This window comes from Clostridium sp. 29_15 (assembly GCF_001916075.1).
GTDB classification, from domain to species: Bacteria; Bacillota; Clostridia; order Clostridiales; family Clostridiaceae; genus Clostridium; species Clostridium lentum.
In genome coordinates, this window is record NZ_MNRT01000038.1 from 418 (window position 1) to 26618 (window position 26201).

Below are 26201 nucleotides of genomic sequence, written 5' to 3' on the forward strand. Positions count from 1 at the left end.
TCATCATTCCTTTAACATTTAAATCTTCTATCGTAATATAAGATGGTTTGTTTCTCACCACATTACTTACAACTTTATTTATATAATCAGTTCTTATATTGTTAAGTCTTTGATAAAGTATTTGTACCTTAGCTATTTGTTTTTGGATATTTTGTCTAGTAGCTTCTCCCTTCTCTTTTTTATTTCTTATTTTTAAACTTTCATATTTCCTTGAAAGTCTTTTTTGCTCTCTTAATAATTTCTTTTCTAACTTCCTAACTCTTTGAGTTTTATTTATGTTTTTTTAAAAATGTTATATAAAACGTAGTTCCTTCATTAAACTAACTTTTCAGTGTAATAGTGCCATTCTGTGCCTCTATTATTTAATTGTATTGTATCTTTATTATATTTCACTACATTACTTTCTATTCTGGCATATTTTAATAAGGTTTTAATAAGCCATTCCATTCTATCTAACTGCTTAGAACTTAAATCAATAAATATATCTTTATCTTCTATTGACATGCTTTCATGATTTTTCAATATATCATTATAAGATATAAGTACCACAAGAGGAGTCTTTAATTGATGAGAAATATCATTGATTATATCTTTTAAAATTCACTTTATTCTTTAAAATCCTTATTCTATATCTAATAAAAACGTATCCTCTAACTCACACATAAATTTCATATATGTTAACATAAACTTAAGCCATGCATCATATTTACCAACTTTTAATGAATCTTCTATTGCATCATAGTAAAAACCTTTATCTTGGTTTCTAATAATTATTCTTGGATAACTCTTAGCAGTTAAAAGACCATTCATAATAAGCCTTGATAACCTACCATTACCATCCATGAATGGATGTACTCTTACAAAATCTAACTTAAATTTAAAAATATCTATTAACTCTTTATCACTATTATTAAATCTATCTATAGCTTCATTTAACTGCTCTTTAACCTTTTCTGCTAGCGGTGGAGTAATTAGGCTATTTGAAATATATACCTGACTACTTCTAATTTTTCCTTCCCATTCACTATTTTCTAATGTATTAAATGTTATATCTTTATGAATTCTACAGATAAGTTCTAAACTTAAATCATTATTTATAGAAAAATTATCTCTTATAGCCCTATTTAATTGTATTACTTCAGTTTGTGATCTTAAATCAGCATCTTGAGCAATTCCTTCAAGTACAGCTTTTGTTTGCCCTTTTGTTAAGGTATTACCTTCTATTTTATTAGAGGTATATACTTCTAAATATGCAATTCTATCATTAAATGGCCTATATCTGTATGTTTCTATAATCTTAATCATTTCATCTTGCGAAAGCCTACAATTTTTCACATTATAACTTTTAAATTTTACTTTTTTAAAACTAGTAAAAAACTGAACATCTCTAGCTTTAAAATCCTCTGACATCTTACTAACCTCCCTATCATAATATTATTTCTTCTATGCAATTTCGAATATATTTAGGAAAATAATTTGTAAGTTCGGCATGACTATTATATTTCATCACATCAAACTCACAATCATAATTTAATTTATTAAGCTCATTAACCAAGGGCTTTAAATCACTTTCATAAGTTTCCTCTTCACTGGAATAATGCAAGAATATCTTAGTATTATTTTTAGTGCTTTCTTCTAATTTTTTCTTCATAAGTACATTTAAATACTCTATGGAATCTTCACATGTATTTCCCATAATATATTCTAAAATTTCTTTATGACCTGGTAAATTTAAATAATTACCTAACATATACTGAGGAGCCCCTGCAATAACATAAGTGTTCTTTCTATCTAAAGCAAAATATAATGCTCCATAAGCACCTTTGCTTGAACCTATATAAACTTCTTTTTTAGGCTTTATCTTATTGCAAATGCTATTTATCAAACCTTGTACATCTTCTACAATCTTAAAATCCTTATCTTTTCCTAAATAATATGCCCCTCGTCCATCAAAGCCAAAATCATCTAAGATAAAAAGCTTATTGACATCATACTTTTCAACGGTTCTCATATAATTATATCTTGCCTTTTGACCTTTAGCTGTACATGAAGTAAAAAGAATTAATAAAACTTCTGAATTTTTATTTTCCTCCAATATATACTTAACTTTATATTTTTCACCCTGATATACTTTTTGTTTCATTGCCATTTTATATTTTGTCTTTAACAAATCTATTGCTTTACTTATCTTGCTCATTTTACACCTTATTTACTTATCTTTCTTCTTTTAAACTTAAGCAACGCCTTAGGAGTTGCATCATTAATTTTTAATTTTTCATTTTCAATTTTTAATTGCTTAAGTATTTATCATCTATTAGCTTTATGAATCTACTTTCTTCTCCTCTTCTTCCATAAGCTCCTTCAAGACTGCATGTCATATAAAGCCTTTTCTTTGCTCTAGTGATAGCAACATAAAAAGTCCTTTTTTCTTCATCAATATTATTTGCTTTCACTGACATATATGAAGGGAAAGTATTTTCCTTTAGTCCTGCTAAAAATACCGTATCATATTCTAGTCCCTTTGACTGATGCACTGTAATTATAGGTATCTTAGGAAATTTGCTTCTATTTATAATAAGTGCTTCTAAATCGCCATTAGATAATGCAGTGATCTTAATTATTTCCATAAGAGCATCCCTATTGCTCTTTTCTTCTTCATCTAACTCCTTTAAAAGCATATAAAAATCCCTCAGACGCTCTATTTTTTCACGTCCCTCTTCTCCTGGATATAAGGTCTTTATACTAAACCCATTAATAACTTCAGCCACAATATCACATGGTCTTAAAGATTCAGCCTTAATAAATAAAGCATTTAACTTATTTCTTATAGCTGTAAAAGCCTTCATATGCTTTGACATATGAGCAATTCTCTCTAGTGATGTAGGTTTTATCTTATTTTTTATTGCCATCACTAAAAGTTCTTTTGTGGCTAAAATATCATCCATAGCATCATGGCTTGGTTTGTTAACAGTTTCAAAAATCCTGCTTAATGTATCTAATTTATGATTAGGTAAATTGGAATAAAATCTCTTATAAATATCTAAGGTATCAAAAAAGCCTTTAAATTTTACTTTTCCTAAATTTAATCTACTTAATTCACTAGTTAATATATTTATATCAAATTGTACATTATGCCCTACAATTATTGCATCTTTTGAAAATTCTATAAACTCTTTTAATACAACTTCTTTATCTTCTCCATTTTCCCTTAAGAATTTATCACTAAAGCCATGAACATGCTCCGATGATTTTACTGACTTCTTATTCTTTAAGAACTTTTCAAATTTTTCTGTAACCTCACCATATTTATTTATCTTTATGGCAGCTATTTGAATTATTTCATCTTCAGTAACATCAACACCAGTGCTTTCCACATCAAAGACAATAATATTATTATTTTCAAATTCATTGATTAAAAACCCGTATTTCTCACCAAATAAAACAGTATTTTCATCAATATAATCACAAAGGCTTATGCCTATTGATTTATACTCATCAGATTCTATAGCCTCAAAAGCCTTATCTCCTACACCAGTAGGTAGTCTTTTTACAATTCTTTTTAAACTAATTGCATCATTCTTATTGCCAATAAGCTTTAAAAAAGCAATAATATCTTTTATTTCCTGCCTTCTAAAGAATCTAAACTGATCCACTAAGGCAAAAGAAAAATCTGCTCCTTCTCTAGATAATATATTCTCAATGTTTCTGCTAAGCTCAACATTATATCTATTATCTCTTGTTAGTACTGCTATCTTATTTAAATCTTCACCTTTAGCTTGTAGCCTTCTTATTTCATCCACAATGAATCTTGCTTCTTCCATGGAGCTATTTAAAGCTTTATATTTAATCTTTTCACCTTCAGCTTCCGTAAAAGCCTTTATTTCTTCTTTATATATTTCATTTACTTCATTTTCAAAGGCATTTTTTAAATATGATAAAGATGCCTCTGTAAGATTCTTAGTTGCCCTATAATTTTTTACAAAGATAATTTCCTTTGGTTTATATTTGTTTTTAAACTTGTCAAATATCTTATCAGGTTCTGACCCTCTCCATTTATATATGGTTTGAAAAATATCTCCACAAATTAAAATATTGTTATTGGCAAATATCTTTTCTATTATTGAATATTCCAATAAACTAGTATCTTGTACTTCATCGATATTTATATATTTATATTTGATTTTTAATGCCTCTATCAACTGTTCATCTTTAAATAGCTCTTTTACACTAACAATTATATCGGCAAAATCAACAGCATGATTATTACGTAACGTCCCATTATAACTATTAATAAGTATATGACCTTTTTCCTTAAGAAATTTTTTTAAATTTAAATTTATATTACCTCTATCTGAACATAAACTATTTATTTTCTCTTCATTTTCTTTAAAAGATAACTTTACTACTTCTTCATAATCTTTTTTTTCATCTTCTGAATAAATATCTCTTCTTGCTCTTTCTAACTTTATAAAATCTAAAAATCTTTGAATTAATGGAATAGGAAAGTTAAAATAATTACATGTCTTTATTATTTCTATACAATCATCTTCATCAAAAACCACAAAATCAGTAAATATATCTGTCCTCTTTTTAGCTTGTTGCTTAATAATATCAAAGCAAAAACTATGGAAAGTGCTTACCTTAACCTTATTTCCTTCAGCACCAACAATCTGCTCCACTCTTTCCTTCATTTCCTTACAAGCCTTATTTGTGAAGGTAATACATAATATTTCATCACCAGGCGCCTTCTTAGTTTCTATTATATTAGCAACTCTTCTTGCTAAAGTTTCAGTCTTACCTGTTCCTGCAGAAGCTAAAAGCATAATATTTTCACTTAATTCATTAATAACTGTAAGTTGCTCTCTATTTAGTGCCACAAAAACACCTCCAAAAAAATATATACTACATTTAATTATATCTAAAATTAAATAAACTACAGATAAAATTATAAAAAATATTACTGGAAGTGTTATTTTCCAGTAATATTTTTCTATAATCCATTAACATAATTAATGCTCCTATTGTTAATAGTCCTATAGTGTTTTTGTTACAATTTTGTGTCAATAAAAGAAAAATTTTATTATTTCTTTATTTAAAAGAATATCATTTTTATTGCAAATAAAATAAGTATTATTCCTCCAAAAAAATCTGCATATTTAGTAACAAAACTTATCCTTCTTATAAAACGACAAAAATAAAATCCTGCAGTGCATATAATAAGAGTTATGATTCCTACAAAAATAGAATCAAGAAAAATTATTTCGTAAGATATTGTAGTTCCTATTGTAGTAAATCCTACTACCAAGGCATCTATACTTACTGAGACACCTAAAATTAAATACATAATATTTTTTAAAACCAAATCTTCATTTTCATTTTTTTCAAAGCCCTCTCTTATCATCATTACCCCTACTATACCTATGGCTATTCCTCCAATAATATTTGGAATTGCAGTAATATATTTTTCAAATAAAAAGCCCATAATAGCGCCACTAAAGAAAAATAAAAATTGAAATAATGCAAAAGATATAATGAAACCTATTTTTTTGCTTCTATTTACATGTTTATTTAATCCAATACTTATAGTTATACCAAATGCATCCATAGCCAAAGCTACTCCAACTATAAGAATATCTTTAATATTCATATGCACACTCCTAAATTATACTTATATAACATTGTATTATCTAATATTTTTACATATGTTACTTGGATACATATTTTCATTTTACTTTTACTTTTTTACATTATATTGTATTTTGTTATAAAAATAATACTTTTATTTATCTATTTTTTGTTGTATAGTATATATTGTATTACGAATTAACTTTAAATAGTATAGCATATATAGAAAAGGAGTGTATTTTAATGACAAATTGTATCATAGCACAATCAGGTGGTCCGACTTCTGTAATAAACTCAAGCGTAGTAGGACTTTATAATGCAAACAAAGAATTAAAAGCATACAATAAGGTTTTTGCAGGATTAAATGGAATTGAAGGTATTTTAAACGGTAATATAATTGACTTAACTTCTCATAGCGATGAAGAAATTAATAAATTTAGATTTACTCCATCTTCTGGCTTAGGTTCATGTAGATATAAAATGAAAGATTTAGATGAATCAACTGAAGAATATGACAAGTTATTGGACATACTAAAGGCTAATGATATAAAAGCGTTTTTCTATGTAGGTGGCAATGACTCTATGGATACCACTGCCAAACTTAGTAGATATGCAAAAGAAACTGGCATAGATATTACATTTATAGGTATTCCTAAAACTATAGATAATGATTTAATGTATACAGATCACACTCCTGGTTTTGGAAGTGCTGCACAATTTATTGCAAATTCAGTTTTAGAAACATATTTAGATTCTTCTGTATATACTAACAATGGTATATTCATATTAGAAACCATGGGAAGAGATACTGGCTGGTTAGCTGCTGCTGGAGCATTAGCACAAATGAATGGCAAGTCAGTTGCAGATTTTATTTATCTTCCAGAAAGAACTTTTGATATTGAAATATTTTTAAAAGATGTTACAGATAAATTTAAAGAACAAAACCAAGTATACATAGTTGTTTCTGAAGGTATCAAAGATAAAAAAGGAAAATTCATTTCTGAAATTCAAGCAGATGCCAATGATAAATTTGGGCATGCTCAATTAGGTGGCGTAGGTAATTACTTAAAGAAGCTTATTATAAATGCAGGCATAACAAAAAGAGTAAAGTCTTTAGAGCTTGGCGTACTGCAAAGATGTGCAATGCATTGTTCTTCAGAAATAGATTTAAAGGAAGCTTATGAGGCTGGATATGAAGCATTAAAATATTCACTTACTGGAAAGTGTGGATACATGGTTACAATTGAAAGAACTTCTAATGAACCCTATGAAACTTCTTATTCACTTATTGAAGCTGATAAAGTTGCTAATAATATTAAATACTTTCCAACTGACTGGATTAATGATAAGGGAAATCATATAGAACCACAAGCTCTTAAATATTTACTACCACTAATTTCTCCTCTTCCAGAGTTCAAGGTATTTAATAAATAATATAAACAAAAGGCTCTAGTTTAATTACTGGAGCCTTTTATTTACTTATTTCTATAAAATAGTATCTTCAGATTTTCTATAGCCCTCTCTGCTTCTATTAGAACAGCAATTGTTGTTTCCTAAACATGAACCAACTTGGCAATTACAAATTAGATTGATATTATCTACATTAATATCATCTTTATATATCTTTAGCATATAAGTTGTATTAGGGCATAAAGGTCCAAATACAAACTGGCCATATCTATCTGTAAAAGTATGAGTTATTGGTGTTGGAATTGAACATCTATCAGTAACTTTTAATAATACAACTACAGCATCTGCTATTGCTCTTCCAGAATTATTAACTACAGTACCTAATATTGCACATCTATCTTCATTTTCTATTCTTGCTATAGCATTTATTTGCTGATTGCACCCAGTTGAAAAAGTACAACTACCTATTCTTCCGCTCATAACATTTCCCTCCTAAGTTGTTATACTATAAAGTATGATAAATTTACAAAAAGGGTGAATTTAATGCAATAAATATATTATTATTTACAAACATTTTTTACATATATATTCTATAGTTTCTAAAAATATATTTACTTCTTTTTCTGAATTATATGCTCCTAAGCTAACCCTTACCATTCCTGGCATACCATTTCTTGCAATATATTCTTCTATTTCATCACTCTTTATACCAAGTAGCCTTCGTGTATACGGATGTGCACAAAATCCTCCCTGTCTTACTGCAATACCTCTAATACTAGCTAAATATTCTCCAACCATCTCATATCCTAATCTATCTATATTAAACACCATTATCCCTAATCTATCTTCGATATTTTCATTGTCACCATACAGAATTACTCTTGGAAAATTTTTCATTCCATCAATCAACATTTTCAGCAATTTCTTTTCATTATTTTCAATTAACCCAAGTCCAATTTTATTCATTTCTTTTAAAGCCTGCATTAATGCAACTGCACCGAAAAAATTTGGACTTCCTGCTTCATTTTTCTCAGGTGTAGATAGCCATATTAAATGATCATCTAAAACTCTCTCTACAGTTCCTCCACCTTTGGTATCCGGTGGATACTTCTCTATTTCATCCCTCAAACCTATTATTGCACCACTACCAAATGGTGCATATACCTTATGTGCTGAAAATATTAAAAAGTCTATATAATCATCATCTTCTTCTCCACACATATTTACTTCCCTATGTGGTACTAATTGAGCTCCATCAATTATAACCTTTGCTCCATATTTATGAGCTAATTTAGCTACCTTTCTTATATCAGTAATATATCCAGAAACATTAGAAGCACCTGTAATAGTTACATACTTTATTCTTTCTTTATAAATATTAAACATTTCTTCTAACTCTTCCATGATTATGCGACCTTTTTCATCAACTTCTATATATTTCAAATCACACTTATCTCTCCAGGGAAGGTCATTAGAATGATGCTCCATTCTGCTGGTTATTACTATATCATCTTTATTTTCAATTAAAATATTAGACAATTTATTAATTCCTTCAGTGGTATTACTTACAAATATAGCTGTATATTTATTTAGAGGTGCATTAAAATAATCTATAACGTATCTTCTACATTCCTCATATAAATCGCTACTATACTGTGATTTTTGTCCATCGCCACGAGCAATAGATCCATAATTTTCACTAGCTTTTAATACAGCTCTCATAACTTTTTTTAAAACTGGAGTAGTAGCGGCATTATCGAAATTTATAGGAATAATTTGTTTTTTTCCATTAATTACAATCTTATTGTCTAAACCTATAAATAATTTTCTAATTTCATCTATATTATCTCTACGCATGACATTCTCCCCTCCCTTACATACTATTCATTCTAATTTGACATTGCTACTACCTATTTTTATTATATTTTTATTATAAACTTCTAAGGATAAAGCCTCATTCATAAACTTAAGTAACAGATAAATTATTTTTTTCATACATTATTAATAAATTATTTCTGGAGGATAAAAATGAAAATGGAGAAGAAAAAAGTAAAAAATAATAATAATGATGATTTAAAATTTACACCTTTAGATATTAATCCTTCCTTGAATATAGGCAACGAGAAGCTAAATTCAATTACTCCACCAAATACTTTAGATGGGATTTCCATAAATAGTGATTGTAATAATATTTATATAGGCTTCCCTCCTCTAGGATTAACTTCATCTAAATATAGTCCATTAATGACTAATTCATCATTGCTTAATTCTACTTTAAATTCCAATAACACCACAGGATATTATCCACCAATGCCTTATCCTAATAATATTCCTTCAATGGATACCAGCAATACTATACCTATTACGTCACTTAATGAAAATATCTTAAATAATGAATTTCCATCTGAAACATCTTCTGATAATTTATATTCATATAATACTAACGATTCTCGCAATATAAGTTACTATCTTCCTTCTATAAATCCATTAGATATTTTAAGAAATTTTGACTTATCATTCTCTGGTGATGACTCTAGGGATTCTGTTTCTAATAAGGAAATTGATGATATATTTAAATGCATAAAAACTGATAATTCTGCTATTCTTTCTACCTTAAAAGCCTACAGAATACCACTTCCTATTGCATCCTTAATAATTAAAAAAATTATTAAAATAACTTTAGAACATAAATAAGTAGGTGATTAAATGAGTTTATTTAATAGAAATGCACCTGTTATTGATTCTAATATTAGAATACTTCATGCTGTTCCAACTGCTACTGCTATTGATATATATGCCAATGGTAATCTCATTGCTAGAAATGTATCCTTTAGCCAACTGACTAAATATTCTGCTCTACCAGCTGGTAGCTACCAATTCCAATTATATGCTGCATGTACTTATGATAAACCATTACTTTCTCAAGATATAGCAATCACTCATGGTGCAAATTACACAATATCAGTGGTTACATTACAAGATAACTTATATCTTTTTAGGCTTAAAGATGATAATGTTCCTTCCACCAAAATATCTACTTTCCTTAGGTTTATGAATCTTTCTCCTAATTCTCCATTGCTTAGCCTTTCGTTGCCTAACAATACGGAGCTTTTTAATAGTGTGGAATATTTGGAAACTACAGGCTACTATATGATTTCTTCTGGAATTTATAATTTACAAGTTACCATTGCTTCAGATGAAAGCGTTAAAAAATATATAAATAATATTTCTTTTGATAATGGCAACTTCTATACCATTTATATAATTGGTCTATTTAATGATACTCCAAAACTGGGATATCTTCTTACTGTAGACTACCAATAAAACTTAGGAACTGTTGTAATTGAATTAAATATTCAAATAACACAGTTCCTAAATTTTATTTTTCATAAATATTCATTAATTATTTTTCCACCTTAGATTATTACTTTACTTTTACAATAGCTTTAAATTTCTTATTATAGTATAATAATTACGACTCTACTTAATATGGAGGTTAAATATAATGATAGTTTTAAGTTGTAAAGATATATGTAAAAGTTATGGTATTAGAGATATATTAAAAAACATTACATTCTCTATAAATGAAGGAGATAAAGTTGGTGTAATAGGCCCAAACGGCGAAGGTAAATCAACTCTTTTTAAAATAATAACTAAAGAGCTTTCCCAAGATTCTGGTGAAGTATTTATAGATAAAACCAGTAATCTTGGATACTTATCACAAAATTTATCTCTTGATTCTTCAAAAACAATATATGAAGAAACCTTATCTGTCTTTGAAGAATTATTAAATATTGAAAATAGATTAGCTACTTTAGAAGTTAAAATGAACGAGCCTTATGATGCTAGCAATGCAGCTTATCATGATAAATTAATAAAAGATTATACTACTCTTCAAGACATCTATTCACATAAAGGTGGTTATATTTATAAAGGTGAAATATCTAGAGTGTTAAATGGACTTGGTTTTGTAGAAGAACTTTTTGATAAAGAAATATCTACTCTAAGTGGTGGCCAAAAAACAAGAGTAGCTTTATGTAAGCTTCTTTTAAGAAAACCAGATATACTACTTCTTGATGAGCCTACCAACCATCTTGATTTAGAAGCAATAACTTGGTTAGAGGAATACTTAAAAAGCTATAAAGGAACTGTGCTAGTTATCTCCCACGATAGATTCTTTCTTGATTCTGTAACAAATAAAACTTTTGAAGTAATCGGTGGAAGCGTTGAAACTTATAATGTTCCATATACTAAATATCTTGAACAAAGAAAGAAAAAATATGAAGCTTTACAAAAAGCATATGATCTTCAACAAGCAGAAATTAAAAGACAGGAAGCTATAATTGAAAAATTCCGTTCTTTCAATCGTGAAAAAAGCATTAGAGCTGCAGAAAGTAGAGAAAAAGCCCTAGAAAAAATGGATAAGATTGATGCTCCTCCTACTGATAAAGAAAGCTCTAAGATAAAATTTGAAGCTCAAGTTAAAAGCGGATATGATGTTTTACATATTGAAAACTTGAAGAAATCCTATAGTGATAAGATGCTTTTTACAAATCTTTCATTAGATTTAAAACGTGGAGAAAAAGTAGCTTTAATAGGTGAAAATGGTAGAGGAAAAACAACATTATTTAAAATAATAATGGATAAAATTGAACCTGATTGCGGATTAAAAGTATTAGGTACCAATGTAAATGTAGGTTATTATGATCAAGAGCAGTCTAGTCTTGACATGTCAAAAACTATTTTAGATGAAGTTTGGGATGAATTCCCTAATATGACTACAGCTAAGCTTAGAAGTGTACTTGCCTCATTCTTATTTACTGGTGATGATGTTTTTAAAGAAATAAGTAAATTAAGTGGTGGAGAAAAATGTAGAATTAACTTATTAAAACTTATGCTTTCTAAGTCAAACTTGCTTTTACTTGATGAGCCTACAAATCATTTAGATATACTATCTAGAGAAGCACTAGAAGATGCCATCCTTCAATATGATGGCACATTAATGATCATATCTCATGATAGATATTTCTTAAATAAGGTTATAAATCGTATTTTAGAACTTACGGAAGGTGGAATTACTGAATACCTTGGTAATTATAGCTATTATCAAGAAAAGAAGGAAAACCCCAACCGCTTCCATAAATATGAGGAATTAGCTGCTGGTAAAACAAAAACACAAATAAAAGAAGAAAAAAAGAAAAAAAGAGAAGCTGATAAAGAAGCAAAGGCATTAAAACTTCAAATTAAAAATATAGAAAAAAGTATTAGCGAATTAGAAGAAACTTTAGAAGAACTTCAAAATCAACTATGCCTAGAAAGCGTCTATTCTAACCCTGAAGAAAGCAATAGGGTTAATAAAGAAATACGCTCAGCTGAAAGTAAGCTGGAATCTCTTTATGAAGAATGGGAAAAACTTGCTGAATAAATTTCAGCATTTTTTTATTTATCACATAAAAAACACTTGAATTTTTTTTTATTTAGTTATAATATAATCTTGCTTAAGGCATATAGTAAGCAAAAATTATTACTAAAGAAAAATAATATTTAGGGGGTGCTTTCTATGATAAGAATATGCAGATATTGTTCTAATGTTGATATCGATGCCATTAAAACAATTGTTGGTGATGAAAATGTTGAAGTTGGATGCATCGGTCAATGCGGACAAAAATTTGTTGCTTATATTAATGACGAATTAATTGAAACTTCAACTGAAGAAGAACTATTAGATTATATAAAAAGAATCTAATAATTATTCTAAACTTAATATTTTACATATAAAATGTAATTTTAAAAATAAAATGCATTAAGATAAATCATTGTATCTTAATGCATTTACTTTTAATTAATTTAAATTCTTACTAGAATATCATTTATGTCTTCACTTACTCTCCTTCTTTCATTATAGACCCATTCCACATCAAAATCCAAATTAAATACCTTAGAAAATGAATAATACATATTAATCTTCTGATAATATATTTCTAAATCATCTAAGTTTCCTACAAAACATTGAGGTTTTGTTAATTCTTTGTATTTTAATACAAATAGTTCATCTACATAATATAAGAATAATTCCATTAAATCATCTCTAGACACATCAAAAGGAACTCTTATTAAATTCCACTGTTCTACTTCCTTTAACTTATACTTTTTAATTCTCTCAAGTATTAATAAATATTCACTTATATCCATCTTTGTATAATAATCTAAGCTTTCTTCTCTATCCTTCCATAATGCTAATTTTTGATTTAATGGTAAGTTCTTTATCTTTAATATGGCATCTGATGGGCCTATAACAGCCTTCTCTATAGGCTTATCCTTCATCTCTAACTTTTCTTTAAGTAAATCTTGTGTTCCACCTACAGCTGCTACATAACCTACATCATATATTCCCTTTCTTCCAGCTCTTCCTGCCACTTGTTTTACTTCCTGTGATGTAAGTTCTCTAACTTCCTCTCCATCATATTTAGAAACTGACATAAAAATAATTCTTCTTATTGGTAAATTTACCCCCATTCCTATGGCATCAGTAGTTACTAATACTTTAGTTTCTTTATTTAAGAATTCTGCATACTGCATTTTTCTAACTTCTGGTGGCAAATCTCCATAGATAATACTTGCTTTAATGCCCTTCTCTGAATAGCTTTGTGCTATTTCTAAAACTCTCTTCTTAGAAAATACCACAATAGCATCTCCTTCTTTAGTATCATTGTAGCTAAAGTTATTATATTCAACTTCCAATGGAGTATTTCTTGTATATTCATTTATTTCATAATCATCATTGCAATCAGTTAAGATTTTTTCTAATAACTCCTTGGTATTTAAAGCTCCACATACATGTATCTCTTTACATCTTAACCCTAATAAAGCCCTACTCCAAGCCATTCCCCTCCTACTATCACCAATCATCTGTATTTCATCAATAACAGCTATATCATATTCTTCATTTAAATTTACTTTTTCAATAGTGCATGAAACATGAGTAGAATTCTCATTTATTATTTCTTCCTCGCCAGTGATTAAATCACAAGGAACGCCTTCATTATTAAGCTTTTCATAATTTTCTAAAGCAAGAATTCTAAGTGGTGATAGATATATTCCTTTCTTTGCACTTTTTAAACGCTCAATAGCATTATAAGTCTTTCCAGTATTTGTATCTCCTAAATGAATTATAATTTTTCTTTTTATTGCTCTTGCTAACTTATATTCTTCCTTAGGATTTTCAGGAAAATTCTTTTCAAATTCTTCACCTACTATTTTAGGAATATGAAGCTTAGTAAGTACTGTCATAAATCCAGAGTTAAGAAATGAATTATAATTTCCAGCAATTACATCATAGAAATCAAATGTTGTTTTATTCTTTTTATTATAATCTTCTAAAAGCTTTTTAGCTGCTTCTTCTAAAGCTTCTTCATACTTCATTACTACTTCTTTATACTCCCTAAATCCTTGATTTTCCATTTCCTTCAAGGTTTTAAGTTTCTTTCTAAGAGCCGTTTCTTGCTCTACTAAAGCTCCTGCCTTAGAATGCTTTATTATGTCCTCAATATTTGCTATTTGCCCTTTTAACTTTTTAAACTCCCTTTGAGCAGCATTTTTTTTCATGAATTTAAGCTCCCTTCCAAAAGTATCCTTATAATTTATTTTAACATATTCCTGTCCATATCTTTTATCATTTCATGGAATTTATTCTTTAATTCTTAATTTTATTAAAAAAAGCACTAGATACACAATTTTGTATCTAGCACTTTTATTTTTACTACTATTTATTACTACTCTCCTAATCCACTTTCATGGAACTTTTTAGTGAATCCACTTAGAAGATTATTTATTGGCTTCTTTAAGAATATTGAAATAAGTATTGATACTACTATATAAATTAACATTATAACTATATCTTTTACAAGTACTGATTGAACTACTCCTCCTATTGCTTCTCTAGCAAATGAAATAGCATAAGTAAATGGTAAAAATGGATTTATTATCTGGAAGAACTTAGGTGTAAGTTGTATAGGGAATGTTCCTCCTGAACCTGCAACTTGTAAAACAAGTAATATTATTGCAGTTACCTTACCAACATTACCAAATACAGATACTAATGAATAAACTATAGCTACAAATACTACACTAGTAAATAAAATTCCTGTTACAAATAATGCTGGATTTACACAATATATCTTTAATAAATATAAATCACCTAATGATACTATTAAAGCTTGTGTCATTCCTATTGTAAGGAATAATAATAGTTTTCCAAAATATACTTCCATATGATTATATTCACCATGTGCCTCAACACTAAACATAGATACTAATAAAGTCATACCTACCCAAAGAGCTAATACTGAATAAAATGGAGTCATAGCAGTACCATAATTTCTCATAGGATATAAAGAATTTTCTTCTAACTCTACTGGTGAAGTAAGATAATTAGAACGCTCTTCAACATTATTCGCTATTAGTTTTAATAAATCTTTTAAATCGCTACTATCTTTTATTTTAGCTACCTTAGAAGTTACCTCATTTACAATCTCTTCTGCTCTTGGAAGATTATCTTTTGCATATTTAATTCCTTCATTACCTTTATTACATAAAGCAGATACAGTTGTCAATATTTCTTCTACTTGTGGTAGCTTATCTTGTGCTCTTTGTAATATTTCTAATGCACCTTTTGCACTATCATTAGCTGTATTTAATATTGTATTTATATTTCCTAATATTTCTGTATCAAATTTTTCATATAAATTTCCTGCAATATTACTTACATCATTTAATACAGTTTTTGCATTTTCAAGTTTTGATGTGTCTAATACATTTCCATTATCAAGTAAATTCCTTATACTTTCAATTTCATTATATAACTGATTTAAATTATTTTCAGCTGTTTCTAATTGACTAAGAACTCCAGATAATGCTCCATTTTGTGATTGACCATTTATCTTCTCTACTAATACTCTTATAGATGTAACATATTCTTTAAGACTACTTACTTTAGTACTTAAATTTTCTAATAATACTTTTACATTTTCACCATTAGTTTTTATAGCATTAATTACCACATCTACATAAGATGATACTTCATCTGCTAAATCTTTTACCAAACCAATATCTGTTTTAATTGTTGGTGCTATATTATTTATCTCTCCTTGAGATGTAGTTATAAAATCAATTAAATTTGTTGCTAATCCTTTTGTACTATTTAAAGTATCAGTAATTAATGGAATATCATTTTGAAGATTTGTTACTAAATCAGCTACTTTATTTACTCCATCATAAGCTAAATCTGTTGTTTCATATAAATCTTTAAATTTAGATTGAATTTCCACAAGTTTATCATATAAATTATCTAACTTAGGTAGCTGTCCTTCAACTTCTATTCCTAAATCTTTCGCTGTTGAAAGAACTATATCACTTACCGTTTCTATAACTGTTTTATTAACATTTTCTTGTACTGCTGTTGCACCTTTAACAGTAATCTTCGGCGCTATTGCATTTACCTTTTCATTAACAGTATAAATAATTTTTCCTTTTTTAATATCATCACTTATTAATGATAATATATCTTCAGAAAATTCTTCTGGAATAGTAATCATTGCATAATAACTACCTTCCTCAACGGCTTTTACAGCTTCTTTTTCACTTACAAATTGCCATCCCATGACATCATTTTCTTTTAGCTGATCTATAATCTGATTTCCTATGTTTTTAAATTCACCTTTAAGCTCTGCACCTTTATCCTTATTTACTACACCTATTTTTATTTGACTAGTTGCTTCTTTACCATATGGATCCCAACTTGCCTTAATATTAAACCAGGCATATAAAGAAGGTAATATAGAAAGTGCTATAAATACTATTAGTGCTGCATAATTAGTAAATATTTTTTTAATATCATCTTTGTAAATTTTAAAAATATTATTCACCTTGTTTGCCCCTTTCTCATCTTAAGTCATATAATAATATTTATCCAATCCTTTTTATTTATATATAGTATAATTTTTAGCCAAACTCTTCAAACCTCATATTAGGGCAAATTTCTTCTTTTATGACCATTATATTTAATTATGTTCTAAAAATATGTCTTTTTACATTTTTATACTACTTGGTCTAAAAACGTGAACATTCTTTAAATATCTGTTCATATTTATAGCTGAAATTGTTAAATATTATCAAGAAATATTATTATAATAATATTATTTTAAAATTGACTATTATATAGCGATGCGTAGAATCCGTCTTTTTCTAATAATTCATGATGGTTTCCTTGTTCAATAATATCTCCGTCTTTCATAACTAATATTAAATCTGCATCTCTTATAGTAGATAATCTATGGGCTATAATAAAACTTGTTCTTCCTTCCATTAATTTATCCATAGCTTTTTGTATAAGCACTTCTGTTCTTGTATCAACAGAACTTGTAGCCTCATCAAGAATAAGTATTTTAGGATCTGCAAGTATTGCTCTTGCTATGGTAATAAGTTGTTTTTGTCCTTGTGATACATTACTTGCTTCTTCATTCAATTCCATATTATATCCATCTGGCAGTGTCTTGATAAATGAATCCACATGGGCTGCTTTAGCAGCTCTTTTAACCTCTTCATCAGTGGCATCTAATCTTCCATATCTCAAGTTATCCATTATACTACCATTAAATAACCAAGTATCTTGTAATACCATACCAAACATCTTTCTTAAATCGCTTCTACTGAAGTCCTTTATATTATGTCCATCTATAGTTATATTTCCTTCATTAACTTCATAGAATCTCATTAACAGCTTAACCATAGTAGTCTTACCAGCTCCTGTAGGTCCTACTATAGCCACTCTTTGCCCAGGTTTAACCTTTGCTGTAAAATCATTAATTATTGTTTTTTCTGGATTATATCCAAAATGTACATGGTTAAATTCCACTTCACCAATAATTTCTTTAGTACTTATAGGATTTTCCACATCTTTAACTTCTTCCTCTTCATCTAAGAATTCAAAAACTCTTTCAGCGGCAGCTGCTGTAGATTGAAGAACATTAGCAATTTGTGCTGTTTGTGCTATAGGTTGTGTAAAAGATCTCACATATTGGATAAAAGCTTGAATATCACCCACTTCTATAGATCCTTTGATGGCTAAAAATCCCCCAATAATTGATACTAAAACATATCCTAAATTCCCAACAAACATCATTATTGGTTGCATAAGCCCTGATAAAAATTGAGATTTCCAAGCACTCTTATAAAGAGTATCATTTAAATCATTAAATGTATTAATTTCTCTTTCTTCTGAATTAAAGGCCTTTACTATATTGTGTCCTGAGTACACTTCTTCAACTTGACCATTTACATGTCCTAAATATTCTTGTTGACTTTTAAAGTATCTTTGTGATTTCTTAACAACTACTGATATAAGCCCTAAGGATACTGGTATTATTAATAATGCTACCAATGTCATTACCCAATTGATTGAAAACATCATAATAAGTACACCAATTAAAGTTGTTGCTGAAGTTATTATTTGTGACATACTTTGATTTAGCGTCTGGCTTACTGTATCAACATCATTAGTAACTCTTGATAACACTTCTCCATGAGTTTTAGTATCGAAATACTTTAAAGGCATTCTATTAATTTTTTCTGATATTTCTTTTCTCATCTTATAAGAAACCTTTTGTGCTATTCCTGACATTGCAAAACCTTGTATCAATGAAAAAACAGTACTTATCACATATAGAACCAATAATACTATTACTATTTGTCCTATATATCCAAAATCAATTCCTGCTCCAGCCTGACCTGTAACTTTGCTAACTAAACCTTCAAATAAAGCTGTTGTTGCCCTTCCTAATATCTTAGGTCCTACAATTGAAAATGCTGCTGAACCTATGGCAAATATTATTACTATTATTATCATCAATCTATAAGGCTTTAAATAAGACATTAAAGATTTCATAGTCTTCTTAAAATCTTTGGCTTTTTCACCACCAGCTCTTATACCGCCCATAGGTCCTCCCATGGGACCTCTCATTTTTCTTTGATCATTACTCATCTTGAAGCTCCTCCTTTGAAAGTTGTGATAAAGCTATCTGTCTATAAACTTCACAATTTTCCATAAGCTCTTTGTGAGTTCCTTTCCCTACAACTTTCCCCTCATCTAGCACTAATATCTGATCAGCATTCATTATTGTACTGATTCTTTGAGCTACTATTAATAGCGTACTATCACTTAATTCTTCATTTATAGCTTTTCTTAATTTAGCATCTGTCTTAAAGTCTAAAGCTGAAAAACTATCATCAAATATAAATATCTCTGAATTCTTAGCCAGTGCTCTAGCAATAGCTAATCTTTGTTTTTGCCCTCCTGATACATTAGTACCACCTTGAGAAATCTCTGTGTTAAATCCACTTTCTTTGCTAGAAATAAATTCTGTTGCTTGAGCTATTTCAGCTGCTTTATGCATATATTCATCACTTATATGTTCTCCACCATACTTTAAGTTAGATTCAATAGTCCCTGAAAAAAGCATCCCTTTTTGTGGAACAAAACCTATTTTTTCTCTTAAGTCATGTAATGAAACATTTTTAATATTTTCTCCATCAATTAAAATTTCACCACTAGTAACATCATAAAAACGTGGAATTAAATTAATAAGTGTTGATTTACCGCTACCTGTGCTTCCTATAAAAGCTGTAGTTTCTCCAGATTTAGCTTTGAAATTAATATCTTTTAATATATATTCATATGCCCCTGGATATTTGAATGAAACATTTTTAAATTCAATTTCACCTTTTTCTTCTACTTTAAAGCTAACTGGATTTTCAATATTCTTTATGGCAATATCAGTATTTAAAACTTCTGATACACGTCCTGCTGAAACTAATGCTCTTGGTAAAATAACTGATACCATTGAAATCATCAAAAATGCCATAATTATTTGCATAACGTATTGCATAAATGCCATCATATCTCCAACTTGCATTACACCGGAATCAACTCTATGAGAACCTACCCATACTATTAAAAGCGTTACTCCATTCATAATGAACATCATTAAAGGCATCATCATAGACATTGCTCTATTAACAAAAAGATTTGTCTTTGTTAAATTCATGTTAGCTCTTTCAAATTTTTCTTCTTCATACTTTTCTGTGCTAAAAGCTCTTATTACAAGCATTCCTGTTAAACTTTCTCTTGTTACTAGGTTTAATTTATCCACTAGCTTTTGTACCATCTTAAATTTAGGAATTGCAAATACAAATAACACTGCCACTAAAGATAAGATAGATACTACAGCCACTACTATAACCCATCCCATTCCAGCTCCACTCTTAACTACTTTTACTATACCACCTATTCCTAATATAGGTGCATAAAATACTATTCTAAGTCCCATAACTATCAACATCATAATTTGCTGAATATCGTTAGTAGTTCTTGTAATAAGTGATGCTGTTGAGAATCTATCAAATTCAGCATTGGAGAAACCTACAACCTTATTAAATACATCTTTTCTTAAATTTCTTCCTAATGCTGCTGCTATTCTTGCTGCTATAAATGTAACTATTACTGCTGCAATAGTTCCTATTAAAGCAACTCCTAGCATCTTAGCACCTGCCATAAATAAATAATTTGTCTGTACTTTATCAATATCTATACCTAACTCTTTATATTGTTCCCTAACATATGTAACTGCTGATTGAGTAACCATACTTTCAGGCATTTCATCTAATTTTTCATTAATTCCCTTAATAATTTCTAAAACTTGCTCTTCTGGCATATTAGATAACATCATGAAAGGATCCATATTTGCCATATCAACACCTTCAGGTGCAGCCATAACATTACCAGAATCCCCCATAACTTTAGTAGCATCTCCACTTTCAAATAGAGATGTTATTAGCATAGGTCTACCTAGAATCTCATTCAATTTCCTTTTTACATCTTTACTCTTAGTATCTAATACATATATATCCTCATTGGCTAACTCTGGATATTGTTTTATATATTTTTCATAATCATCATTAGATAATTCTTCTTTCCTTATGAGCTTATAATTATCTTCAACCACTTTTTTATCGTCACTATTAGTAAATAATAATAACTTATTTAGTTCAGAAGATTTTATTACTTTTGGTACTGCATCTTCGATACCCTTTTGCTGTATTCCAATATTAACTATATTAGACATATAGCTTGGCAGTGATAAATCACTTATTGCTTGAACAAATAATAGCATTATTGCAACTATTATAGCTCCTGCAAAAGGCCTTAAATATTTTAGTAATTTTTTCATTGCTTTATTCTCCTTATGCATTAAACTTATTATTTAATAACTATTATATTTTTATAACCTTTTTCCGTCAATAGATTTTATTATATTTATATAATAATTATATTTTTATCACTATTTTATTGTAAATTTTTATACATTAGATTATAATGATAATATTAAGAAACTCAGGAGGTAACTTATGAATTCTATAGACCATATACCTAATAATTTATACATACTTTTATTATCTCTAAATAGACGAGTTTTTAATCCAAATGATGCTTTAAAATCATTAAATCTTCCTTCATCTCATGCTAAAGTTTTATTTTATTTAATACATAACGGAGCAAATCCTATTTCAAAAGTAGCTAAAGATTTATCAATATCTAAACCTAATATGACTCCAATTATTGATAAATTAGTAAACGATGGCTATGTTGAAAGATATTGTGATGATAATGATAGAAGAGTTATATTAATTAAACACACAAAATCAGCATGCAATTTATTTAAATCTTTAGAAGCTCAAGTTAAAAATAACATCTATAATAAAATAAAAGTTTTAGATGAAGCTGAATTAAATCTTCTTTCTGAATCAATTGATAACATTTTAAATTTAATACCTAAAATAACATAATTTTAGGTATATGCTTTCATTGAAATAATATAGCAATATATAAATATTATTTTTTCATTTAAATTAAAGTAATAAAAATAGACACATTAGTTGGTTTTATATCAACTAATGTGTCTATTTTTAATTCTATATATTTTAATGTATCAAAATAAATTTTAGTATGAACACTACTCCAATTATCCATGTAGGTATTGTTATTTCTTTTATTTTTCCAGAAAATGCTTTTATTCCTATATATGATAGCACTCCAAAGGCAATCCCATCTGCTATAGAATATGCAAAAGGCATCATTATTATTGTAAGGAAAGCTGGAATAGCTTCTGTATAATCTTCTAAATTTATGTCCTTGATATTTTCAATCATAAATAATCCAACTATAACTAAAGCTGACGCTGTAACTGCTGGTGTAACCATTCCAAATAATGGTGCAAAGAATAATGCTAAACAGAACATTCCTGCTGTAGATACTGCTGTAAGACCAGTTCTTCCTCCTTCAGCAACTCCAGATGCACTTTCAACAAAAGTACTTACAGTACTTGTTCCTAAACAAGCTCCTACTGTTGTACCAATTGCATCAGCAAATAAAGCTTTTTTAATGTTCTTAACTCTACCATTCTCATCAAGCATATTTGCTTTTGTAGCCACTCCTACCAATGTTCCAATTGTATCAAACATATCCATAAATAATAATGTGAATAATACTATTACCATATCAAATGAAAAAATATTATGCCATTCAAATTTCATAAATGTAGAACTAATTGATGGTGGAATACTTACTATAGAGTTAGGTAACTCAATTACTCCCATAGGAATACCAATGATTGTTGTAATAATCATTCCTAAGAATAATGCACCTTTAACTTTTCTTGCTACTAATATACCAGTGATTAGTATACCAATTAATGATAGAAGAATCGTGTTATTTCTTACATCACCTAATGCTAGTATTGTAGCTCCATCACCAATTACTACTCCAGCTGCTTCAAGCCCTAATAGAGCTATAAATAAACCAATTCCTATTGAAATAGCTTTCTTTATATTAACTGGAATAGAATCAACTATTGCTTCACGTACATTAAATAATGTTAACAATATAAAAATTAAACCTTCTAATAAAACTGCTGTTAGTGCAAACTCAAATGAATATCCCATTTGTAATACTACTGTATATGCAAAAAAAGCATTTAATCCCATACCTGGAGCTTGAGCAAATGGTAACTTTGCATATATACCCATAATTAATGTTGCCACTATAGATGATAATGCTGTTGCTGTAAAAACAGCCCCTGAATCCATTCCTGCTGCTGATAAAATTGTAGGATTTACTATTAGTATGTATGCCATTGTCATAAATGTAGTAATCCCTGCTACAACTTCTTGTCTAACATTCGTATTATTTTCTTTAAGTTTAAAAAATCTTTCCATTTTTTATCTTCCTTTTCTTTTATTTCGCTAAATACTAAATTATAATATCATATTTTTATATTTTTTCAATAGTTTTATCGAATATTTATTTATAGTTAATGTTTATCATTCGTAAAATCATTATATTATTTATTATTTTTTACTTTTTTGTTCTAAAATTCCTCTTTTTAGTTTATAATATTATATATGCAAATGCAAACTATTCTTATTTGAATTTAGGAGGATATTAATGAAAACTACATTAACAAAAATTTTAACCATAATTATTCTAGTATCTCTGTTTCTTACAGGCTGCAATAATTCAGCAAAATCTAATAATTCTACAGAATCTAATAATAAATTAACCATTGTTACTTCTTTTTATCCAATGTATATATCTACTTTAAACATAGTTAAAGATATTCCAAATGTAGAAGTTCTAAATATGACAACTTCTCAAACTGGTTGCCTTCATGATTACAGTCTTTCTACAAAAGATTTAAAAACTTTAAGCAATGCCGATATATTAATAATTAATGGTGCAGGAATGGAATCATTTTTAGATGATGTTATAGATGAATATTCTGATTTAAAAATAATTGAAGCCAGTAAAGGAATTCATTTAATTGAAGATACAGAGCATGATGATCACACAGAAGACCATGACCATGAAGATCATGATCACGATGTTAATCCTCACGTTTGGGTAAGTATCTCTAAGAATATTGAAGAAGTTTCTAATATAGCTGAAGAACTTTCTTCTTTAGATCCAAATCATGCTAATGAATATCAAGATAATGCCAATGAATATATTGCAAAACTTGAAAACTTAAAAACTGAAATGCACTCAACTTTAGACAATATAGCTCATAAAGATATTATAACTTTTCATGAAGCCTTTCCTTATTTTGCTGAGGAATTTGGTCTTAATATTGTAGGCGTAATAGAAATCGAACCAGACTCTGAACCATCTGCTAAAGAAGTAGAAAATATTATTTCAATAATTAATGAAAAAAATATTAAAGCTCTATTTACAGAACCTCAATATTCTTCAAAAATTGCTGACACAATTGCTAAAGAAACTGGCGCTTCTATATATACTCTTGATCCAATTGTAACTGGCGATTCCAATGAAAAAGCCTATAACGACTATATTATCAAAATGCAAGAAAATTTAAATACTTTGAAAGAGGCCTTAAAATGATAAATAAAAATAACTTTTCTAACATTAATGAAAGCTGTAAGAACTTTTGCTGTACTAAAATTGAAAACTTTTCTGTAACCCTTGGTAGTAACAAGATTTTAGATAACGTTAATCTCCATATTCATTGTGGAGAATTAACTTCTCTTATTGGTCCAAACGGAGCTGGAAAAAGCACACTTTTAAAAGCATTATTAGGTGAAATTAAACATCAAGGAAGCTTAAAATTTCTTGGTACAAATGATGTGGCATTTCATCAACCTATAATTGGTTATGTACCTCAATATCTTACTTTTGATGCTAATTCACCAATAAGTGTTTTAGATTTATTTACTTCTTGTAAATCTCCTAGACCATCTATCTTTAAACCTAAAAAGAAAATTAGAAATGAAGTCTACGAAAGCCTATGTAAAGTAAAAGCTTCACATTTAATTGACAGAAGACTGGGAGCCTTATCTGGTGGAGAAATGCAGAGGGTTTTGCTTGCTTTAGCTTTAGATCCAATACCTAATATCTTATTACTGGACGAACCTATTTCAGGTGTAGATCAAAATGGAACTGAACTTTTTTATCATATACTGATGGAAATAAAAAAAAATTATGATTTATCTATTATCTTAGTTTCTCACGATCTTGATTTGGTTTATAAGTACTCTGACAGAGTAGCTCTTATTAATGGTACAGTAGTATGTTCAGGCACTCCTGCTCAAGTATTTAATAATCCAGCCACTAAAAAGCTCTTTAGTTTAAATTACAATGATAAATCATCTACATCAGGAGGACTATAACAATGTTTGATTTTATTTATAACTTGATGGATACACTTTTACCATTTCAATGGCTATCATATACTTTTATGAAAAATGCCTTACTGGCAGTATTAATAGTAACTCCACTTTTTGGGTTTCTTAGTACTATGGTTGTTAATAACAAAATGTCCTTCTTTGCTGATTCCTTAGGACATGGTGCTTTTACTGGAATTGCTCTTGGTATTCTTTTTGGTGGTTTAAATCCAATGTGGGGTGCAACATTATTTTCAATTTGCTTTGCCATAGCAATTACTGTAATTAAAAATAAAGGGGCTTCATCCACCGATACTATCATTGGAGTATTTTCATCTACAGCCATTGCTTTAGGATTAGTACTTATGAGTTATTCTAGTAGCCTTAGTAAATTTTCTTCATATCTAGTTGGTGACTTACTTAGCATTACTAGCTCTGAAATAATACTGCTTATCATTGTATTTGTAGCAGTAATTATTTTATGGTATTTTATTTTTAATAAGCTACTTATAACTAGTTTAAATACTTCTCTAGCAAATAGTCGTGGTATCAATACATTATTAATAGAAATCCTATTTACATGTACTATTGCTGTAGTTGTAACACTTACTGTAAGCTGGGTAGGACTTCTTATTATTAACTCCTTATTAGTACTTCCAGGAGCTTCTGCTAGAAATATTTCTAAAAATGTAAGACAATATAATTTATTTTCTATGATTATTGCATTATTTTCAGGTATAACAGGCCTTATATTATCTTATTACTTAAATACAGTTACTGGAGCAACTATAGTTTTAGTTTCTTCTGTGGTATTTTTCATAACTTTAATTTTAAAGAAAAAGTTTATATAATATAAGTAATTAGCAATAATTATATAA

At 28.4% G+C, this 26201-nt stretch carries 21 protein-coding genes and 1 pseudogene; 9 read left to right on the forward strand and 13 right to left on the reverse strand.

Annotated features, from left to right (window positions below; all coding sequences use genetic code 11):
• The 6 genes and pseudogenes from BHW04_RS09120 to BHW04_RS09145 all read right to left on the reverse strand — a co-directional run.
• A pseudogene (locus BHW04_RS09120) lies at window positions 1-283 on the reverse strand (transposase); the annotation flags it as partial.
• 32 nt (window positions 284-315) lie between these two features.
• On the reverse strand, window positions 316-600 hold the full coding sequence (locus tag BHW04_RS09125) for a histidine kinase dimerization/phospho-acceptor domain-containing protein (RefSeq protein ID WP_368072957.1): 285 nt from the start codon (window positions 598-600) through the stop codon (window positions 316-318).
• A gap of 21 nt (window positions 601-621) precedes the next feature.
• Window positions 622-1410 carry a Fic family protein gene (locus BHW04_RS09130; RefSeq protein WP_302653068.1) on the reverse strand — a complete coding sequence of 263 codons (789 nt, stop codon included), beginning with the start codon at window positions 1408-1410 and terminating at the stop codon, window positions 622-624.
• 16 nt (window positions 1411-1426) lie between these two features.
• Window positions 1427-2197 (reverse strand): hypothetical protein, encoded by a 771-nt coding sequence (locus BHW04_RS09135; protein WP_302699415.1) that lies wholly within the window; start codon window positions 2195-2197, stop codon window positions 1427-1429.
• A gap of 91 nt (window positions 2198-2288) precedes the next feature.
• Window positions 2289-4877 (reverse strand): 3'-5' exonuclease, encoded by a 2589-nt coding sequence (locus BHW04_RS09140; RefSeq protein WP_302699416.1) that lies wholly within the window; start codon window positions 4875-4877, stop codon window positions 2289-2291.
• 215 nt (window positions 4878-5092) lie between these two features.
• The gene (locus BHW04_RS09145) at window positions 5093-5647 is read right to left on the reverse strand and encodes a manganese efflux pump MntP (protein ID WP_022211625.1); all 555 of its coding nucleotides are present in this window, start codon (window positions 5645-5647) and stop codon (window positions 5093-5095) included.
• A gap of 221 nt (window positions 5648-5868) precedes the next feature.
• Between BHW04_RS09145 and BHW04_RS09150 the strand changes: the two genes are divergently transcribed.
• On the forward strand, window positions 5869-7059 hold the full coding sequence (locus BHW04_RS09150) for a 6-phosphofructokinase (RefSeq protein ID WP_302699417.1): 1191 nt from the start codon (window positions 5869-5871) through the stop codon (window positions 7057-7059).
• 51 nt (window positions 7060-7110) lie between these two features.
• Here the strand turns inward: BHW04_RS09150 and BHW04_RS09155 are convergent, their stop codons facing one another.
• Window positions 7111-7515, reverse strand: a complete 405-nt coding sequence (locus BHW04_RS09155; protein ID WP_022211627.1) for a carboxypeptidase-like regulatory domain-containing protein — start codon at window positions 7513-7515, stop codon at window positions 7111-7113.
• A gap of 84 nt (window positions 7516-7599) precedes the next feature.
• Entirely contained in the window at window positions 7600-8892 is a 1293-nt protein-coding gene (locus BHW04_RS09160) for an aminotransferase class V-fold PLP-dependent enzyme (RefSeq protein WP_302699418.1), read from the reverse strand.
• Window positions 8893-9069: 177 nt separating this feature from the next.
• Between BHW04_RS09160 and BHW04_RS09165 the strand changes: the two genes are divergently transcribed.
• From BHW04_RS09165 to BHW04_RS09180, 4 genes are all read left to right on the forward strand, one after another.
• A complete protein-coding gene (locus BHW04_RS09165) occupies window positions 9070-9729 on the forward strand; it encodes a hypothetical protein (protein WP_302699419.1) in 660 nt (219 codons plus the stop codon).
• A 12-nt stretch (window positions 9730-9741) separates the two neighbouring features.
• Window positions 9742-10359, forward strand: a complete 618-nt coding sequence (locus tag BHW04_RS09170) for a DUF4397 domain-containing protein (protein WP_186834693.1) — start codon at window positions 9742-9744, stop codon at window positions 10357-10359.
• A gap of 181 nt (window positions 10360-10540) precedes the next feature.
• The gene (gene abc-f, locus BHW04_RS09175) at window positions 10541-12460 is read left to right on the forward strand and encodes a ribosomal protection-like ABC-F family protein (protein ID WP_022211631.1); all 1920 of its coding nucleotides are present in this window, start codon (window positions 10541-10543) and stop codon (window positions 12458-12460) included.
• Between the two features lie 135 nt (window positions 12461-12595).
• Window positions 12596-12781 (forward strand): hypothetical protein, encoded by a 186-nt coding sequence (locus tag BHW04_RS09180; protein WP_022211632.1) that lies wholly within the window; start codon window positions 12596-12598, stop codon window positions 12779-12781.
• A gap of 101 nt (window positions 12782-12882) precedes the next feature.
• On the opposite strand, the gene BHW04_RS09185 is transcribed toward BHW04_RS09180, so the two are convergent.
• The 4 genes from BHW04_RS09185 to BHW04_RS09200 all read right to left on the reverse strand — a co-directional run bounded on the left by BHW04_RS09185 (window position 12883) and on the right by BHW04_RS09200 (window position 21317).
• A complete protein-coding gene (locus tag BHW04_RS09185) occupies window positions 12883-14640 on the reverse strand; it encodes a helicase-related protein (protein WP_022211633.1) in 1758 nt (585 codons plus the stop codon).
• A 167-nt stretch (window positions 14641-14807) separates the two neighbouring features.
• Entirely contained in the window at window positions 14808-16958 is a 2151-nt protein-coding gene (locus BHW04_RS09190) for a YhgE/Pip domain-containing protein (RefSeq protein WP_302699420.1), read from the reverse strand.
• Window positions 16959-17233: 275 nt separating this feature from the next.
• Entirely contained in the window at window positions 17234-19072 is a 1839-nt protein-coding gene (locus BHW04_RS09195) for an ABC transporter ATP-binding protein (RefSeq protein ID WP_441294424.1), read from the reverse strand.
• Window positions 19065-21317 (reverse strand): ABC transporter ATP-binding protein, encoded by a 2253-nt coding sequence (locus BHW04_RS09200; RefSeq protein WP_302699421.1) that lies wholly within the window; start codon window positions 21315-21317, stop codon window positions 19065-19067. Before BHW04_RS09200 ends, BHW04_RS09195 begins: the two co-directional genes overlap by 8 nt.
• Window positions 21318-21495: 178 nt before the next feature.
• Here BHW04_RS09200 and BHW04_RS09205 point away from each other — a divergent pair, with 178 nt between their 5' ends.
• Entirely contained in the window at window positions 21496-21933 is a 438-nt protein-coding gene (locus BHW04_RS09205) for a MarR family winged helix-turn-helix transcriptional regulator (RefSeq protein ID WP_022211637.1), read from the forward strand.
• Window positions 21934-22068: 135 nt separating this feature from the next.
• Here BHW04_RS09205 and BHW04_RS09210 read toward each other — a convergent pair whose 3' ends face one another.
• A complete protein-coding gene (locus BHW04_RS09210) occupies window positions 22069-23361 on the reverse strand; it encodes an NCS2 family permease (protein ID WP_022211638.1) in 1293 nt (430 codons plus the stop codon).
• A gap of 229 nt (window positions 23362-23590) precedes the next feature.
• Here BHW04_RS09210 and BHW04_RS09215 point away from each other — a divergent pair, with 229 nt between their 5' ends.
• Genes BHW04_RS09215 through BHW04_RS09225 form a run of 3 tightly spaced genes read left to right on the forward strand, consistent with a single transcriptional unit; the run spans window position 23591 to window position 26174 of the window.
• Window positions 23591-24544, forward strand: coding sequence for a metal ABC transporter substrate-binding protein (locus BHW04_RS09215; protein WP_302699422.1), 954 nt, complete (start codon window positions 23591-23593; stop codon window positions 24542-24544).
• Window positions 24541-25329 carry a metal ABC transporter ATP-binding protein gene (locus tag BHW04_RS09220; protein WP_302699423.1) on the forward strand — a complete coding sequence of 263 codons (789 nt, stop codon included), beginning with the start codon at window positions 24541-24543 and terminating at the stop codon, window positions 25327-25329. Before BHW04_RS09215 ends, BHW04_RS09220 begins: the two co-directional genes overlap by 4 nt.
• Before the next feature lie 2 nt (window positions 25330-25331).
• Complete coding sequence (locus tag BHW04_RS09225) at window positions 25332-26174, forward strand: metal ABC transporter permease (protein ID WP_302699424.1); 843 nt, start codon at window positions 25332-25334, stop codon at window positions 26172-26174.
• The last annotated feature ends 27 nt before the right edge of the window (window positions 26175-26201 follow it).